This window comes from Rickettsia argasii T170-B (genome assembly GCF_000965185.1).
In the GTDB taxonomy this organism is placed as follows: domain Bacteria; phylum Pseudomonadota; class Alphaproteobacteria; order Rickettsiales; family Rickettsiaceae; genus Rickettsia; species Rickettsia rickettsii.
Window position 1 is genome coordinate 63,132 of the sequence record NZ_LAOQ01000001.1, and the last position, 17,222, is coordinate 80,353.

Genomic DNA, 17,222 nt, shown 5'->3' on the forward strand with positions numbered 1-17,222 from the left:
AAACTGTATGATAAAAGGAGAATTAAAAGGTGTTAAGATCAGAAAAATCGGTAGCAGTAGAGGATATTGTAAATATTTATAAAGAATCGCCCTCTATAATTATTACTCATTATCACGGGTTAACCGTTAGTCAAATGAGTTCGCTTAGAGAAGCACTTAAATCTAAAGAAGCAGGTTTTAAAGTAGTTAAAAATACTTTAGCAAAAATAGCTGCAAATCAAACAGGGCTTGATAGTATTGCTAATTTATTTTCGGGTCCTACTGCTATTGTTTATTCTAAAGAACCGGTTGAGATGGCAAAATTAGTAGTTAATTTTGCTAAGGCTAATGATAATCTTAATATTATCGGTGGAATAGTCGATAATCACGTATTAGATGAACATTCAATAAAAGAACTTTCTAAGCTACCTGCACTTGATGAGCTTAGGGGTAAAATTGTTGGGTTATTACAAGCACCGGCTACTAAGGTTGTAGGTGTTTTACAAGCCCCGTCTTCGAGTATGGCGAGAGTAATGCAAGCACATGCTAGTAAAAATTAACTTAAAGGTTACTGCATCAGGTATTTTAATTGATAATTAAAGAGCTTTTATAGTTTTAAAAAAGTCTTATAATTTGAAGCACAAAAGAATTTAATTAACTTTAAAATGCCTGATGTAGTAATCTCTCAATATAAAAAAAGTAAAAAGGAAAAAATTATGGCAGATTTAGCTAAAATTGAAGAACAATTATCATCATTAACGTTAATGCAAGCAGCTGAGCTTGTGAAAATGTTAGAAGAAAAATGGGGTGTATCTGCAGCAGCTCCTGTAGCTGTAGCAGCTGCCGGTGCAGCAGCTCCTGCGGCTGAAGCAGTAGCTGAAAAAACTGAGTTTGAAGTAGTTTTAACAGCTGCTGGTGACAAGAAAGTTGAAGTAATTAAAGTTGTGAAAGATATCACAGGTCTTGGTTTAATTGAAGCTAAGAAATTAGTTGATGAAGCTCCAAAGCCGATTAAAAGCAATGTGAAAAAAGCAGAAGCAGACGAAATCAAAGGTAAGTTAGAAGCTGCTGGAGCAAAAGTTGAATTATTTGTATTTTAGATGTTTGTAAGTAAAAATTAATAAGATTTTTGTTGAAACAGTTGTTTTTATTCAAAGAAAAATCTTATAATTCTCAATCAAAAATAACTAAGTATAGATTAATTTTTTTACAGGACCTAATGTTTTTGCATTACAGATGAAATATTTTATAGCTTTAAATTAACTTCTTAAAATCCAAAAAGCCTTATTCAAATTTAATTACTAAAATAAGGCTTTTTGGATTTTAAGAAGTTAATTTAAAGCTAATTTAAGTTATTTTTTTGAAATAGGATAAAGCTATTACATTAAAAATCTTATTGATTAAAATAATTTTGTTAACGTACCATACGTCTAGAAATTTAAATTATTGAAATTTTCTAGGTTCTGTGAACATTTATAATTGATTTTTAGTGAAAATTAATGAGATTTTTGAAGGAATAGCCTACCTATTTTTAAAAAATATTATAATTTGTTGCAACAAATAAATAACCAAAATCAAATCTTTTTGGAAATGTTCGTAGAGTCTACACAAGATCTAAATAAGAAACTTACTAGGTTTCTTTAATTTAAGTTCTATGTGAAAAATTTTAAAACAATATATTTTACTGCAAATTATAAGCATTTTATTGAAATAGGTATCTATTCCAATAAAAACTTTATTGTTTAAAATATAAATAATTTAAATTTTATATACAAAACCTAGGTTCTGAACACTTTTGATTAATAATTATAATTAGGAGATATTTTTAAGCGAAAATTAATAAGATGTTTGAGAGGAGAGTTTATTACTATTTCAAAAAAATCTTATGATTTACAACTAAAAAGAGTCATAATGATTATTCTATTAAAAGTGCATAGGACCTCATCACTGTAATATGTGCAGTAATTTTATCAGTCAGGAGATTATATGGTTTCATTAAGGGATAATATAGAAGCACAACCCTTGTCACATAATAGAAGAATAAGAAAAAATTTCGGTCACATAAATTTAGTAGCAGATATACCGAATTTGATTGAAATTCAAAAAAATTCATATGAGAAAAACTTTCTACAGTTAAATATTAAAGATTCTGAAAGAAAAAACAAAGGTTTACAATCTATATTAAACTCAATTTTTCCTATTTCAGATTCCTCCAATATTGCTAATTTAGAATTTGTAAAATATGAATTCGATACTCCAAAATATGATGTAGAAGAGTGCAGTCAAAGAAGTTTAAGTTATGCTGCTCCTCTTAAAGTTACTTTAAGATTAAGTATTTGGGATATAGATGAGGATACCGGTGCTAGAGAAATTAAAGGGATTAAAGAGCAAGAAGTATATATGGGTGATATCCCATTAATGACTAAAAACGGTACTTTTATTATCAACGGTACGGAAAGAGTAGTTGTATCACAAATGCATCGCTCACCTGGTGTATTCTTTTATCATGATGAAGGAAAAGTCCACTCTTCTGGCAAGCTTTTATATTCTGCTCGTGTTATTCCATATAGAGGGTCTTGGCTTGATTTAGAATTCGACGCTAAGGATGTTATTTATTTCAGGATTGATAGAAAAAGAAAGCTTTATACTACTACTTTGCTTAGAGCTATAGGTATGAGTACTGAAGAAATTATAAAATTTTATTATAATTCGGTAACTTATAAGCTTGTTAAAAATAAAGGTTGGGCGGTTAAATTTATACCTCAGCATATTACTGCTCATCGTTTAACAAGTGATTTAGTAGATGCAGATACCGGAAATATTCTACTGAAAGCAGGACAAAAAATTACTCCGCGTTTGGCTAAAAAATATTTTGGGGAAGGGCTTAATAATATTTTAGTAGCTCATGAAACTTTAATCGGCAAATATCTATCCGAAGATTTAAGAGATCCTGCAAGCGATGAAGTATTAGCAAAAATCGGTGAAATGATTACTGCTGATATGCTAAATGTTATTAATGATCTTAAAATTAAAAATGTTAACGTATTAGTAATCAATCCTCAATCCGGTCCATATATAAGGAACACCTTATTTGCTGATAAAAATCAGGATCGTGAGGCAGCATTATGTGAGATTTTCAGGGTTCTAAGACCAGGCGAACCTGCTAATATCGAAGCGGCTGAAAGTCTGTTTTATAATTTATTCTTTGATACGGAAAGATATGATCTTTCAGAAGTCGGGCGAATAAAAATGAATTCTAGGTTAGAGCTGAATATTTCTGAAGAAGTTACGGTTTTAACAATTGATGATATTAAAAATATCGTAAGAGTTTTAGTAGAGCTTAAAGACGGTAAAGGTATCATAGACGATATTGATCATTTAGGTAATAGAAGGGTTAGATCGGTAGGTGAATTGATAGAAAATCAATTTAGAATAGGTTTAGTCCGAATGGAAAAATCTGTAATTGAAAGGATGTCGGCAGGTGATGTTGATACCGTAATGCCTCATGATTTAGTAAATTCTAAAATTTTAGTTTCAGTAGTAAAAGAATTTTTTAGTACCTCCCAATTATCCCAATTTATGGATCAAACAAATCCATTATCGGAAATAACTCATAAAAGAAGGCTATCGGCACTCGGTCCCGGAGGTCTTAGTCGAGATCGGGCAGGTTTTGAGGTGCGTGATGTACATCCGACTCATTACGGTCGTATTTGTCCTATTGAAACACCTGAAGGTCAGAATATCGGGTTAATTAACTCTATGGCTACTTATGCTAGAATAAATAAACACGGTTTTATAGAGAGTCCGTATAGAAGAGTTAAAGATGGATGTGTAACCGATGAAGTGGTATATCTTTCTGCTATTGAAGAAGGTAAATACAAAATTGGACAAGCAAATTCTAAAGTTAATAAAGACGGAAAGCTGCAAGGAGAGTTTATTAATTGCCGTGTTGAAGGCGGTAATTTTATAATGGTAGAACCGTATGAGGTAGACTTCATTGATGTGACTCCTATGCAGGTAGTATCGGTTGCGGCTTCTCTTATACCTTTCTTAGAAAACGATGATGCTAACCGTGCTTTGATGGGTTCAAACATGCAAAGACAAGCCGTTCCTTTAATTAAAACGGATGCACCTTTTGTAGGTACTGGAGTTGAAGGGGTAGTAGCTAAAGATTCCGGAGCGTCAGTGCTTGCATTACATGACGGTATTGTTGAGCAGGTAGATTCAAATAGAATCGTGATTAGAACGCTAGAACAAAAAGTTGATGGTTCTCCTTCGGTTGATATTTATAACTTACTAAAATTCCAAAAATCCAATCATAATACTTGTATAAATCAAAAGCCTTTAGTTAAGGTCGGTCATTACGTTAAGAAAAACGATATTATAGCTGACGGTCCTAGTACGGATAACGGTGAAATTGCTTTAGGTCGAAACGTGCTTGTGGCTTTCTTACCTTGGAACGGTTATAATTTTGAAGATTCCATTTTAATATCTGAACGTATAGTAAAAGAGGATGTATTTACATCTATTCATATTGAAGAGTTTGAAGTAATAGCTAGAGATACACGCCTTGGTCCTGAAGAAATTACCCGTGATATACCGAATGTAAGTGAAGAAGCGTTGCGTCATCTTGATGAGGTCGGAATAATTTATATAGGTGCAGAAGTAAAAGCCGGTGATATTTTAGTTGGAAAAGTAACACCAAAAAGTGAATCGCCTATTACTCCTGAAGAGAAGCTACTACGTGCTATTTTCGGGGAAAAAGCTTTTGATGTAAAAGATTCATCGCTGCATGTACCTTCCGGAGTTAGTGGAACTGTAGTAGAAGTAAGGGTATTTTCTCGTAGAGGTGTAGAAAAAGACCAGCGCGCTATTGCTATTGAAAAACAACAAATTGAAAAATTTGCAAAAGACAGAGACGATGAATTAGAAATTATTGAGCATTTTGTGTTTAGTTGGCTTGAAAAGCTTTTAGTAGGGCAGGTGATTATTAACGGTCCTAAGCAAGTAAAAGTAGGACAAACTATTACTACTGAAATGCTAAAAGGCTTATCTAAAGGGCAATTTTGGCAGATTACCGTGGAAGATGCAAATGTAATGAATGAAATAGAGCAGATAAAGACTCATTATGATGAGAAAAAAGAGGCTCTTGATAAAAGATTTGCTACTAAGGTAGAGAAATTGCAAGGTGGTGATGATTTACCTCAGGGAGCTTTAAAAGTAGTAAAAGTATTTATTGCAACTAAGCATAAATTACAACCCGGGGATAAAATGGCAGGAAGACACGGAAATAAAGGTGTTATTTCACGTATCGTACCTGAAGAAGATATGCCGTTTTTAGAAGATGGAACTGTGGTAGATATCGTTCTTAACCCTCTAGGTCTTCCGTCCCGTATGAATATAGGACAGATTTTAGAAACGCATCTTGGGTGGGCATCAATAAATTTAGCAAAAAAAATATCTACCTTAGTAAAGAAATATAAAAATAAACATATAGGTATTGCGCAGATTAAGAAATTCTTAATTGAACTGTATGGAGAAAATATTAATTCTATACTTGAAAGACCGGAAGAAGAGATTATCTCTTTTTGTAAGAAAGTAAGTAAAGGCGTACATTTTGCAACTCCTGTATTTGACGGAGCAAAAGTTCAGGACGTTAAAGATATGCTAAAGCTTGCCGGTCAAGACCCTTCAGGACAAGTGAAATTAATTGACGGTAGAACCGGTGAATATTTTGATCGTCTAGTAACCGTCGGACAGAAATATTTGCTGAAATTGCATCATTTAGTCGATAATAAAATTCACTCCCGTTCTATAGGACCTTATAGTTTAGTAACGCAGCAACCGCTTGGAGGTAAGTCTCATTTCGGCGGACAGCGTTTCGGGGAAATGGAATGCTGGGCATTACAAGCTTACGGTGCAGCTTATACGTTACAGGAAATGTTAACGGTTAAGTCGGATGACGTAAATGGTAGGATCAAAACTTATGATTCTATAGTACGCGGTGAAAATAATTTTGAATCAGGCATTCCTGAATCATTTAATGTTATGATAAAAGAATTTAGATCTTTATGTCTTAACGTAAAGCTTGAAGTAACTTCAAGTTAAGAAAGACAGGTCATTTAAACAGATAAAAAACAAGTTTTTTATCTGTTTTACGAGATTCCCGCTTTTGCGGGAATGACATATAGGGTGCAATAAGAACTCTGGGTAGACGAAGGTCAATTTCAAAAAGAGCTAGGAGTTCACAAGGCGAGGAGCGGATACTTAATGTGTGAGCACCGCAGAACTTGTAGAACGACAACGCCAATTTTTGAAATTCACCGAGTATATACGAGTAATTTTTAAGGAAAAGTATTTTTATGAGCGTAGTAAATTTTTACGGACAATTAAGTAATACTCAACAATTTGATCAGATAAGGATTAATATAGCAAGTCCCGATCAGGTACGTTCGTGGTCTTTCGGTGAAGTAACAAAACCTGAAACAATTAACTATCGAACTTTTAAACCTGAGAAAGATGGTTTATTTTGTGCAAGAATTTTTGGTCCGGTAAAAGATTATGAATGTCTCTGCGGTAAATATAAGCGGATGAAAAACCGTGGAATTACGTGTGAGAAATGCGGCGTTGAAGTTACGGTTTCTAGAGTCAGACGTGAAAGAATGGGGCATATTGAACTTGCAGCTCCCGTTGCTCATATTTGGTTTTTAAAGTCGCTACCTTCAAGAATTAGTACACTTCTTGATATGACAATGCGAGATGTGGAAAAGATTCTTTATTTTGAAAATTATGTAGTAGTTGACCCAGGGCTATCGATTTTACAAAAAGGCGAACTCTTAACAGAGGAAGAATTACAGAAAGCAAAAGATAAGTACGGTGAAGATGCATTTACTGCCTCTATAGGTGCAGAAGTAATACAACAAATGCTTAAAGAGCTTGATTTTTCAAAGTTAAAGCAAGAATTATACGAGGAATTACAAACCACTTCTTCAGAAGTCAAAAAGAAAAAATTAGTAAAGCGTTTAAAATTAGTAGAGGATTTTTTAGAGTCGGAAAACAAGCCGGAATGGATGATTATGGATGTTTTACCGGTTATTCCTCCTGAAATTAGACCGCTTGTTATGCTTGACGGCGGAAGATTTGCTACTTCAGATTTAAATGAACTTTATAGAAGAGTAATTAATAGAAATAATCGTTTAAAGAAATTAATAGAATCAAAAGCTCCTGATATAATAGTCAGAAACGAAAAAAGAATGTTACAAGAAGCAGTGGATGCGTTATTTGATAACGGTCGTCGCGGTAGAGCAGCGAAAAATGCTAATAAGCGTCCATTTAAGTCATTAAGTGATATGCTTAAAGGTAAGCAGGGGCGTTTCCGTCAGAACTTGCTAGGTAAGAGGGTTGATTACTCAGGACGTTCGGTTATCGTGGTAGGACCTGAGCTTAAACTTCACCAGTGCGGTTTACCTAAAAAAATGGCTCTGGAGTTATTTAAGCCGTTTATTTATTCTAAGCTTGAGTTGTACGGCATCGCTACAACTATTAAAGCCGCTAAAAGAATGGTGGAAGCTGAAAAATCCGAAGTGTGGGACGTGCTTGAAGAGGTAATTAGAGAGCATCCGGTTTTACTTAATAGGGCTCCGACGTTACATAGGCTTGGTATTCAAGCATTTGAACCGCTATTAATTGAAGGTAAAGCGATCCAGCTTCATCCGCTTGTGTGTGCTGCGTTCAATGCGGATTTTGATGGTGATCAGATGGCAGTACATATCCCGTTATCGATTGAAGCACAGCTTGAAGCTAGGGTATTTATGATGTCTACAAATAATATCTTAAGCCCCGCAAACGGTCGTCCTATAATTGTACCAGATAAAGATATAGTGCTTGGTTTATATTATCTAACCCTTGCATTTGATAATGAAGTAGGCGCAGGGATGATGTTCTCAGATTTAGCTGAGATGGAACATGCTTTATATAATAAATTTATAACTATTCATACAAAGATAAAATATCGCAGAAATCAGTTAAATGCCGAAGGTAAAATGGTCCCTGTTATCATTGATACTACTTACGGTAGGTTAATGGTCGGTGAGTTATTGCCTTCTAACCCTAATATAGAATTCAAGTTTATTAATAAACAGCTAACTAAAAAAGACATATCATTAGTTATAGATTTAGTTTATCGTCACTGCGGTCAAAAAGCTACGGTAATTTTTGCCGATCAGCTAATGAAACTAGGTTTTAAATATGCTTGTTCTTCAGGTATTTCTTTTGGAATGGACGATATGGTAGTACCGGAATCTAAGAGTACTCATATCAACGAAACTCAGCTTGAAATAAAAGAATTTGAACAACAATATTCAAACGGTTTAATTACTTACGGAGAGAAATATAATAAAGTAGTCGATGCTTGGTCAAGATGTACCGATAGAGTAGCAAACGACATGATGAAAGAGATTGCTACGCCGCCGGTTAATGATGCTCCAAATCATCAGAAAATAAATGCTATATATATGATGGCTATTTCCGGAGCAAGAGGTTCTTTCCAGCAAATTAAGCAGCTAGGCGGTATGCGAGGTTTAATGACCAAATCAAACGGTCAAATTATACAAACTCCTATTATCTCTAACTTTAAGGAAGGATTAACTGAATTTGAGTGTTTTAATTCTGCTAACGGAATGCGTAAAGGGCAAATAGATACGGCTTTAAAAACGGCAAGCTCAGGTTACTTAACAAGAAAATTAGTAGATGTTGCACAAGACTGTATTATTACTGAAAAAGATTGTGGAACTGATAAAGGAATTGAAGTTAAGAGTGTTATTGAAGGTGGAGAAGTTATAGTACCTTTAGCTGAAAAGATTTTAGGTCGTACTGCTGCTATTGATATATTTCATCCGGTAACTAATGATCTAATTCTCAATAAAGGCGAGCTTATTAATGAAGCAAAGTTAGAGCAGATTGAGTCGGCAGGACTCGACAGAATTATGATAAAATCCGTATTAACCTGTGAAAGTACTACCGGTATATGTAGCATATGTTACGGTAGGGATCTTGCTACCGGTACATTAGTATCGGAGGGTGAAGCAATCGGGGTTATTGCTGCTCAATCTATCGGTGAACCGGGTACGCAGCTTACAATGAGAACTTTCCATATCGGAGGAGCGGCAACAAAAGGTGCTGAGGTTTCTTCCGTAGACGCTTCCTATGACGCAAAAGTGAAAATTATAAGTCGTAACGTTGTTATTAATTCCGAAGAACGCAAAATTGTTATGAGCCGAAATTGTGAATTATTATTGCTTGATAATAACGGTAATGAAAAGGCTCGTCATAAAATTCCATACGGTGCTAGATTACTTGTTGATGACGGTGATATGGTGATTAAAACTCAAAAACTAGCAGAGTGGGATCCTTATACTATACCGATTATCACGGAGAAGTCAGGTAAAGTTTTATTCAAAGATATGGTTGAGGGTATTTCTATTCGTGACGTAACTGACGAAGCTACCGGAATACCGAGTAAAGTTATTATTGAATCAAAGCAATATTCACGCGGTGCAGAATTACGCCCGCGTATACAGCTTTTAGATGCTAAAGGTGAAGTTATCACCTTATCAAACGGTTTAGAAGCTAGATATTACTTGCCGGTTGGAGCAGTTTTAAGCGTAGAAGACGGAGTACAAATATCGGTAGGTGATATCATTGCACGTATACCAAAAGAATCAACCACTACTAAAGATATTACCGGTGGTTTACCAAGAGTTGCCGAGCTTGTAGAAGCAAGACGCCCTAAAGATCATGCAGTTATTGCCGAAATTGACGGTAGAGTAGAATTCGGTAAAGACTATAAATCTAAAAGACGTATTATTATACATCCGATTGATGAAACAATGTCTATTGAGTATATGGTACCAAAAGGCAAGCATGTTGTAGTTAACGAAGGTGACTTTGTTAAAAAAGGTGATTTATTGATTGACGGTAATCCGGTACTTCAAGATATTTTAAAAGTAATGGGCGTAGAGGTTCTTGCAAATTATATTGTTAAGGAGGTTCAAGCCGTTTATCGTCTACAAGGTGTAAAGATTGATGATAAGCACATAGAAGTTATTATCCGTCAGATGTTACAAAAAGTAGAGGTTACGGATTCAGGCGGAACTACGTTATTAGCAGGTGAAAAAATAGATAGACATGAATTTGATGAGATAAATGCAAAAGCTATGAAAAACGGTTTAAAACCTGCTGAAGCACAATTAATATTACAAGGTATTACTAAAGCTTCTCTGCAAACTAGATCGTTTATCTCTGCGGCATCATTCCAAGAGACTACTAGAGTTTTAACTGAAGCAGCTATTGCCGGTAAAGTAGATAAGTTGCGAGGACTAAAAGAAAACGTGATAGTTGGACGATTAGTACCTGCTGGAACCGGTTACTTTATGGATAAAATGCGTAAAGCAGCCGTAAAGCTTGATGAAGAGAATGTATAAATATACTAAGATAGAACTTGAAAAATTGGCTGTGTCGTCTTTGTAAGTCCTAGGATGCTGAACGTTTAATATACGCTCCGCTCCTCGACTTACAGACCCTTTGCTCTTTTCCAAGCTGATCTTCGTATGTATCGGATAGTTTATAAAAAACCCGTCATTGCGAGCCAGCATTTATGCTGGCGTGGCAATCTCATGAAATAATAACAAACTTCTAAGCTAGCTTCGTCAATTACTTTTTAATGTTTGCAATGACGGGGTGGTATCCACGCAACAATGCCTTCCTAGCTAGAAGCAGGAATCCAGAAAAATAACCTTACTACGCATTATTGAAAAAAAAAGCCTATAAAAAACTTGGTTTTTTATAGGTTTTTTCTTATTTTCCGCTTGCAGAAATTACGCTTTAATAACAAGCAATCGGTGCTGTTAAATGTTCGTAGGTTTGACCTAAATAAGGTTGTTCAAAGATATACGTATTATTGTTATCATAATTATAATTACCATATAATTGTAATCTTGCTACAGAATCGTCATATTGGAAGTTTTCAAGTGTTTCTTGATTTTTAGATATCTGAATTTCTGCTAAACAATGCTCAACATAAGTTTTCAGTGCTTCTTGACGAATTGCATCATGTAAAGCTTTTAACATGAGTAAGTTTACTAATGGGTTAATACTATTATTTGCATTAGTAGTAATCGTAGCTTCTTCGTGTTTTTGATCAATAGACATCTTTCCAAACTTCGCTTCTAGAGGTAATTTAGACGTCGATCCGGTACTCGCATCCTCACATATTTCTATATACGCTGCGGTGCTACGTTCCGTATCTCTTTTAAATTCCTCTCTATAAGCTGATTTAGAAAGATGTCTAACAGGCAATTCAGAAATTAAAGACTCTTCATTGCTTACTTCTACCTTCTCTATTGCAAGATTTGCTGATGCAGCATTGACGTTTTCTTCAAAATTTATCTCTGGGAAAAGTGCTGTCACATCCGTTATTTCAAGTTTTCCTCCTTTTTTACCTACTTCATAAGCTTTAGCAATAATTTGTTTATAAATAACGTCAATTAATGCTCGTTTTTTTTGCATTTCATCAGAATAGTTAATTCCTCCTTCATTCCAAAACTTTACTATTTTAGACAAAGCAGGAATACATTTACCGGCCTTTGCTAAAAATTTTTGTATAAATGTAGGCTCAATAAGAGGGGTTAATGTAGGATTTTCTTCATATTTTCTAAATACATACTCGACAATTTTAGGTATATTTTGATCTGATTCTGTTTCGTCAGGTAAGCCGTGTAATATTTTTTTGGCTGTTGCTTGACCCATCTTCTCATGCAAAATATTAACCCCGATCCATTTCCATACCGGATTAGCCGTAACACAAAGCTTTGTTATATAAAATGCTAGTGATATAGGTAGAGATAATAACTTTAAATAGTTAAGGCAAGTATATCGTATTGGATGAGGAGTGAGACTATAAATCTCACCCATATCTTGGTTTAACTCACATGATGCTTTAATCATTTTATACTTTTGCTCAATTAAATGAGAAGTGACATTATATATTGGCATATTATTACTTAAATTTAACTAAATTCGTCAGTAAGATATAAAAAACGTTAACATGTGTCAAATGCTATTTTAATGAGATTTTGTTTTAAATCAATTATAATACTTGCAAAGTTTTATCAAGATAAATAGAATGATCCAAAGTCAAAAAATAATATAAGGAGTAAGTATGCTTAATATAAATTTTGTGAATGAAGAAGCATCTACTAATCAAGGTCTAGTAGTTTTTATTGATGAACAGTTAAAGCTTGATAGTAATTTAATATTACTTGATCAACAACATCATGGATTAATTTCTAAAACTATTCAGAATAAACTGCAATTTACTGGTAAATATGGACAGATCAAGGTTATTCCGTCCGTCATTAAATCAGGCGAGGTTAGATATTTGATAATAGCAGGTCTTGGGAATGAAGAAAAATTAACTGAAGCAAAAATTGAAGAGTTAGGCGGCAAAATCTTACAGCATGCAACCGGTTGTAAAATTTCTACTATCGGCTTAAAACTTACAAATAGAATTAGCAGGTTTACATCTCAAACATTTGCATCTTTAGTTGCTAGTGGTGCGTTTCTTGCTTCTTACAGATTTGATAAATATAGAACTACCTTAAAAGAAGCAGAGAAGTTTGCAGTAGAGTCAATTGAAATTTTTACCGATAATAGCACTGAAACAGCAAAATTATTTGAAATCAAAAAATTAATTGCTGAAGCAGTATTTTTTACAAGAGATATAAGTAATGAACCGTCAAATATTAAAACTCCTCAAGTTTATGCCGAAAGAATAGTTGATATACTTGAACCGCTAGGGGTAGATGTTGATGTTATCGGTGAACGTGAGATGAAAAACCTTGGTATGGGAGCATTACTTGGTGTGGGGCAAGGTTCACAAAACGAGTCAAAGTTAGTGGTGATGGAATATAAAGGTGGCGGTAAAGATGCTCCTACTATTGCTTTGGTCGGTAAAGGAGTGATTTTTGATACAGGCGGTATTTCATTAAAACCGTCAAGTGATATGCACTTAATGCGATACGATATGGGAGGTTCTGCAGCAGTTGTGGGTACCATCATTGCGGTTGCCGGTCAAAAATTACCTATAAATATAGTCGGTGTTGTAGGGCTTGTCGAAAATATGCCGTCCGGTAATGCACAACGTCCAGGGGATGTAGTAACTACCATGTCAGGGCAAACTGTCGAAGTTTTAAATACCGATGCAGAAGGGCGTTTAGTACTTGCTGATGCTGTTTGGTATGCACAAGAAAAATTTAAGCCTAAATGCGTGATTGACGTTGCAACTCTAACAGGAGCAATAACCGTAGCACTTGGTAATACATATGCTGGTTGTTTTTCCAATAATGATGAGTTAGCTGATAAGTTAATAAAAGTAGGGGAAGAAGTTAATGAAAAACTTTGGAGAATGCCGCTGCATGATGAGTACGATGCAATGATTAACTCCGACATAGCCGATATGGCAAATATCGGGAACGTACCGAGAGCTGCCGGAAGCTGCATAGCTGCAAATTTCATTAAACGTTTCATTAAAGATGGAGTAGATTGGGCTCATTTAGATATAGCAGGCGTTGCAAATAGTAATAAAGCTTCAGCACTCGGTCCTAAGGGGGCAGTAGGATACGGCGTGAGATTACTAGAGAAATTTATCAAAGAATATACTTAAATGCTATTCTTGTGTTGCATTGCCTGCATGGGTACCGAGTCGTTATTGCGAGCAGCCTTAGGCTGCGTGGCAATCTCGTCAAATATCCTGAGATTGCTTCGTCAATTACTTACGTCATTTTCTCGCAATGACAGAAAAAACTATCCACATGGGTAATACTGAGCTAAGAATGACATTAAACTTCGTCTATTTAATATTCGTTTATTCTGAATATAATTATGAACACAATAAATAAACCTTATATATTTGTTATAGGTAATGAGAAAGGCGGAGCAGGTAAAACTACCTGTTCTATGCATCTAATAATCGCTCTGCTTTATCAAAATTATTCGGTAGTAAGTATAGATACCGATTCACGTCAAAGTTCGTTAACGAATTATTTAAAAAATCGAGATTTATATAATAAACACAATCCTGATAAACCTGTATTAGTACCGAAACATTTTCATATATCGGAAAGCAAAGTAGAAGAGCAAGCAAAGAGTTTTGAGCCGATACTCAAAAATAATCAGGATGTCGATTATATAGTGATTGATACCCCAGGCAGTCATACTCCTTTATCAAGGGTTGTTCATTCTTACGCCGATACAATTATTACACCGATTAATGATAGCTTTCTAGATTTAGACGTAATAGCAAAAGTCGATAGCAAGGATGAAATTATTAGCCCATCAATATATAGTCAAATGATTTGGGAACAGAAAATGGAACGTGCTAGTCGTGATAGAATTAGTATAGATTGGGTAATACTTCGTAATCGTTTAAGTAGTCTTGATGCATTAAATAAAAGACGCGTAGGAAATGTATTAGCTAAACTTGCTAAAAGAATTAACTTTAAACTCGCAGAAGGATTTAGTGAACGTGTAATATATAGAGAGTTATTTTTACAAGGTCTAACATTACTTGATCTAAAAACTGCAAAATATGATAGAGTATTTAATAGCTCACACGTGCTTGCACGTCAAGAATTACGAAATTTTTTAGACTTTTTAGGTATTAAGGCTGCGTTCAAAGGTTAATTTCTATTAAAGTTTTTCTTGTATAAAGTTAAAATATATATATAATGTAAATTAATATGTTTTAACTTTATAAGAGAAACACATGCCAAATATTGCTGAAAATATTTCAAAACTACCGGAAGAACAAGAAAAAGTTAATAAGCTTGTTGATCAATATAAAAATTTAACTCCGGAAGAACAAAAAATTGTTGATAGAAAACTTAAGTCACATTTTACAAAAGAAGAGCTAGAACAAGATGAGCTTAAATCAAGAATGAATAGGATACGTAGTAATTTGTCTAAGCAAGACCAAGAAAAACTACAAGCAGGTAATAATTCTATAGGTGAAATAGCAAAAGATGTATTATCGTTAGTTAAAGGAATAATAAAGCTAGTCGAAAATGTTGCAGAGATAATTAAAAATCCTAAGAAAGCAATATATGAATGGATTAAAGGTGAGTTAAATCAAGTAAAACCTCAACAACAAAATTATCAGCAACACCCATCAAAGCCAAAAGCTGCTGCAATATCAAGATAAAACTTTGGCAAGATAAATTTTTAGTTTTTATTTGCGAAAATTTGCGATTTTATGTATATAATATAGGGGAAATCGTATAATAAAAAAATAAAAATGCATAAATACAGAACTCATAATTGTAACGCATTACAAATATCCGATGTAGAAAAAGAAGTTAAGCTATCCGGTTGGGTACATAGAAGAAGAGATCACGGGAATCTAGTTTTTATAGATTTACGTGATCATTATGGTATAACTCAAATCGTGTTTACCGATCAAAACCCTCAGCTTATGGAGGATGCAAGTCGTTTGCGTTATGAGTCGGTAATTACGGTAAGGGGTACAGTTGTAGCAAGATCAGAGGACACGATTAATAATACGCTTCCGACAGGTCATGTTGAAGTGCTAGCTGTGGAATTTAGTGTTGAGTCAGCTGCGGACACTCTACCTTTTGTTATTAATACCGAAAAAGACGCTCCCGAAGAGTCTAGGCTTAAACATCGCTTTTTAGATCTTAGACGTGAGAAATTACATAATAATATAATACTCCGCTCACACATTATTTCTCATATTCGTCATTTGATGACGGCAAGCGGTTTTACCGAATTTCAAACTCCGATTTTAACAGCAAGCTCACCTGAGGGGGCTAGGGATTTTTTAGTACCTAGTAGAATGCATCCGGGTAAGTTCTATGCATTACCGCAAGCACCTCAGCAATTCAAGCAGTTATTGATGGTATCAGGCTTTGATCGTTATTTCCAAATTGCTCCTTGTTTTCGGGATGAAGATGCAAGAGCCGATAGATCACCCGGCGAGTTTTATCAGCTAGATGTAGAAATGTCGTTTGTTACACAGGAAGACGTATTTAGTACTATTGAGCCTGTGATGTATGATTTATTCACTAAATTCACGGATAAGAAAGTATCAGAGACTCCTTTCGTTTGTATTCCATATAATGAATCTATGCTAAAATACGGCTCTGATAAGCCTGATTTGCGTAACCCTATTATAATTGCCGATGTAACTGAGATATTTAGAGATTCCGATTTTACAATCTTTAGAGAGAATATTAAAAGAGGTAGCATAGTTCGTGCAATTCCTGCACCTAAGGCAGCTGCACTGCCTCGTAGTTTCTTCGATAAAATGATAGAGTTTGCGATATCAGAAGGAGCAGGTGGACTTGGCTATATTCAGTTTAGTGAAACCGGTGAAGCAAAGGGACCGGTAGTAAAATTCTTAAGCCCGCAGCAATTAGAGAGTCTAAAAGCTACAGCTAGTATTAGTAACGGTGATGCTGTATTTTTCGCTAGCGATAAGAAAGAGAAAGCTGCTAAACTTGCCGGTAAGGTTAGAATAAGACTTGGTGAAGAGCTTGATTTACTTGAAAAAGATTGTTTTAAATTCTGCTGGATTACCGATTTTCCATTCTATGAGTTAAATGAAGAAACAGGAAAAATTGATTTTAGCCATAATCCGTTTTCTATGCCGCAGGGCGGAATAGATGCTTTAGAGCAAGCTAAAACCACTGAAGAGTTATTAGAACTTACCGCATACCAATATGATATTGTTTGTAACGGTATTGAACTGTCCAGCGGTGCTATTAGAAACCATAAGCCGGAAATTATGTATAAAGCATTTTCCATAGCAGGTTATAGTGAAGAGGAAGTTGATAAGAGATTTGGAGGGATGATTAGAGCATTTAAGTTTGGAGCTCCACCACATGGTGGAATAGCCCCCGGTATTGACCGAATCGTTATGCTGCTTGCGGAAGCAACAAATATAAGGGAAATAATAGCGTTTCCTTTAAACCAGCAGGCTGAAGATTTACTAATGAACGCCCCAAGCTATGTAGAGGATAAAGCTCTAAAAGAGCTAAGCATTATGCTCTCACCATCTGCTAGAAAAAATGCAGAAAAAGAATAAGAGTTTATAGTTGTTGTATGTTATTATGTCATACCGCAACTTGGCCTATAGTATGTCATTTCTATCTAAAAGCGGAAATCCAGTA

9 protein-coding genes are annotated in these 17,222 nt (G+C 34.7%); 8 read left to right on the forward strand and 1 reads right to left on the reverse strand.

Annotated elements, in window-relative coordinates; genetic code table 11:
- The first annotated feature begins 29 nt into the window (after positions 1-29).
- The 4 genes from rplJ to rpoC all read left to right on the forward strand — a co-directional run bounded on the left by rplJ (position 30) and on the right by rpoC (position 10,460).
- On the forward strand, positions 30-539 hold the full coding sequence (gene rplJ, locus RAT170B_RS00330; RefSeq protein ID WP_045805309.1) for a 50S ribosomal protein L10: 510 nt from the start codon (positions 30-32) through the stop codon (positions 537-539).
- Positions 540-695: 156 nt separating this feature from the next.
- On the forward strand, positions 696-1,079 hold the full coding sequence (rplL, locus tag RAT170B_RS00335; protein ID WP_045805497.1) for a 50S ribosomal protein L7/L12: 384 nt from the start codon (positions 696-698) through the stop codon (positions 1,077-1,079).
- Between the two features lie 886 nt (positions 1,080-1,965).
- On the forward strand, positions 1,966-6,087 hold the full coding sequence (gene rpoB, locus RAT170B_RS00340) for a DNA-directed RNA polymerase subunit beta (RefSeq protein WP_045805310.1): 4,122 nt from the start codon (positions 1,966-1,968) through the stop codon (positions 6,085-6,087).
- A 254-nt stretch (positions 6,088-6,341) separates the two neighbouring features.
- Positions 6,342-10,460, forward strand: coding sequence for a DNA-directed RNA polymerase subunit beta' (rpoC, locus tag RAT170B_RS00345; protein WP_014120534.1), 4,119 nt, complete (start codon positions 6,342-6,344; stop codon positions 10,458-10,460).
- 400 nt (positions 10,461-10,860) lie between these two features.
- Here rpoC and RAT170B_RS00350 read toward each other — a convergent pair whose 3' ends face one another.
- Positions 10,861-12,030 carry a palindromic element RPE1 domain-containing protein gene (locus RAT170B_RS00350; protein WP_045805311.1) on the reverse strand — a complete coding sequence of 390 codons (1,170 nt, stop codon included), beginning with the start codon at positions 12,028-12,030 and terminating at the stop codon, positions 10,861-10,863.
- Positions 12,031-12,196: 166 nt separating this feature from the next.
- On the opposite strand from RAT170B_RS00350, the gene RAT170B_RS00355 reads away from it, so the two are divergent.
- The 4 genes from RAT170B_RS00355 to aspS all read left to right on the forward strand — a co-directional run bounded on the left by RAT170B_RS00355 (position 12,197) and on the right by aspS (position 17,137).
- Positions 12,197-13,699, forward strand: a complete 1,503-nt coding sequence (locus tag RAT170B_RS00355) for a leucyl aminopeptidase (RefSeq protein WP_045805312.1) — start codon at positions 12,197-12,199, stop codon at positions 13,697-13,699.
- A 218-nt stretch (positions 13,700-13,917) separates the two neighbouring features.
- The gene (locus tag RAT170B_RS00360) at positions 13,918-14,718 is read left to right on the forward strand and encodes a division plane positioning ATPase MipZ (RefSeq protein ID WP_014013895.1); all 801 of its coding nucleotides are present in this window, start codon (positions 13,918-13,920) and stop codon (positions 14,716-14,718) included.
- 82 nt (positions 14,719-14,800) lie between these two features.
- A complete protein-coding gene (locus RAT170B_RS00365) occupies positions 14,801-15,235 on the forward strand; it encodes a DUF3106 domain-containing protein (protein WP_045805313.1) in 435 nt (144 codons plus the stop codon).
- Between the two features lie 93 nt (positions 15,236-15,328).
- Positions 15,329-17,137 carry an aspartate--tRNA ligase gene (gene aspS / locus RAT170B_RS00370; RefSeq protein ID WP_045805314.1) on the forward strand — a complete coding sequence of 603 codons (1,809 nt, stop codon included), beginning with the start codon at positions 15,329-15,331 and terminating at the stop codon, positions 17,135-17,137.
- Positions 17,138-17,222: the final 85 nt, after the last annotated feature.

Coding starts and splice junctions, on each gene's coding strand:
- rplL (WP_045805497.1), top strand. CDS start 696: ATGGCAGATTTAGCTAAAATTGAAGAACAATTATCATCATTAACGTTA.
- rpoB (WP_045805310.1), top strand. CDS start 1,966: ATGGTTTCATTAAGGGATAATATAGAAGCACAACCCTTGTCACATAAT.
- rpoC (WP_014120534.1), top strand. CDS start 6,342: ATGAGCGTAGTAAATTTTTACGGACAATTAAGTAATACTCAACAATTT.
- RAT170B_RS00350 (WP_045805311.1), bottom strand. CDS start 12,030: ATGCCAATATATAATGTCACTTCTCATTTAATTGAGCAAAAGTATAAA.
- RAT170B_RS00355 (WP_045805312.1), top strand. CDS start 12,197: ATGCTTAATATAAATTTTGTGAATGAAGAAGCATCTACTAATCAAGGT.
- RAT170B_RS00360 (WP_014013895.1), top strand. CDS start 13,918: ATGAACACAATAAATAAACCTTATATATTTGTTATAGGTAATGAGAAA.
- RAT170B_RS00365 (WP_045805313.1), top strand. CDS start 14,801: ATGCCAAATATTGCTGAAAATATTTCAAAACTACCGGAAGAACAAGAA.
- aspS (WP_045805314.1), top strand. CDS start 15,329: ATGCATAAATACAGAACTCATAATTGTAACGCATTACAAATATCCGAT.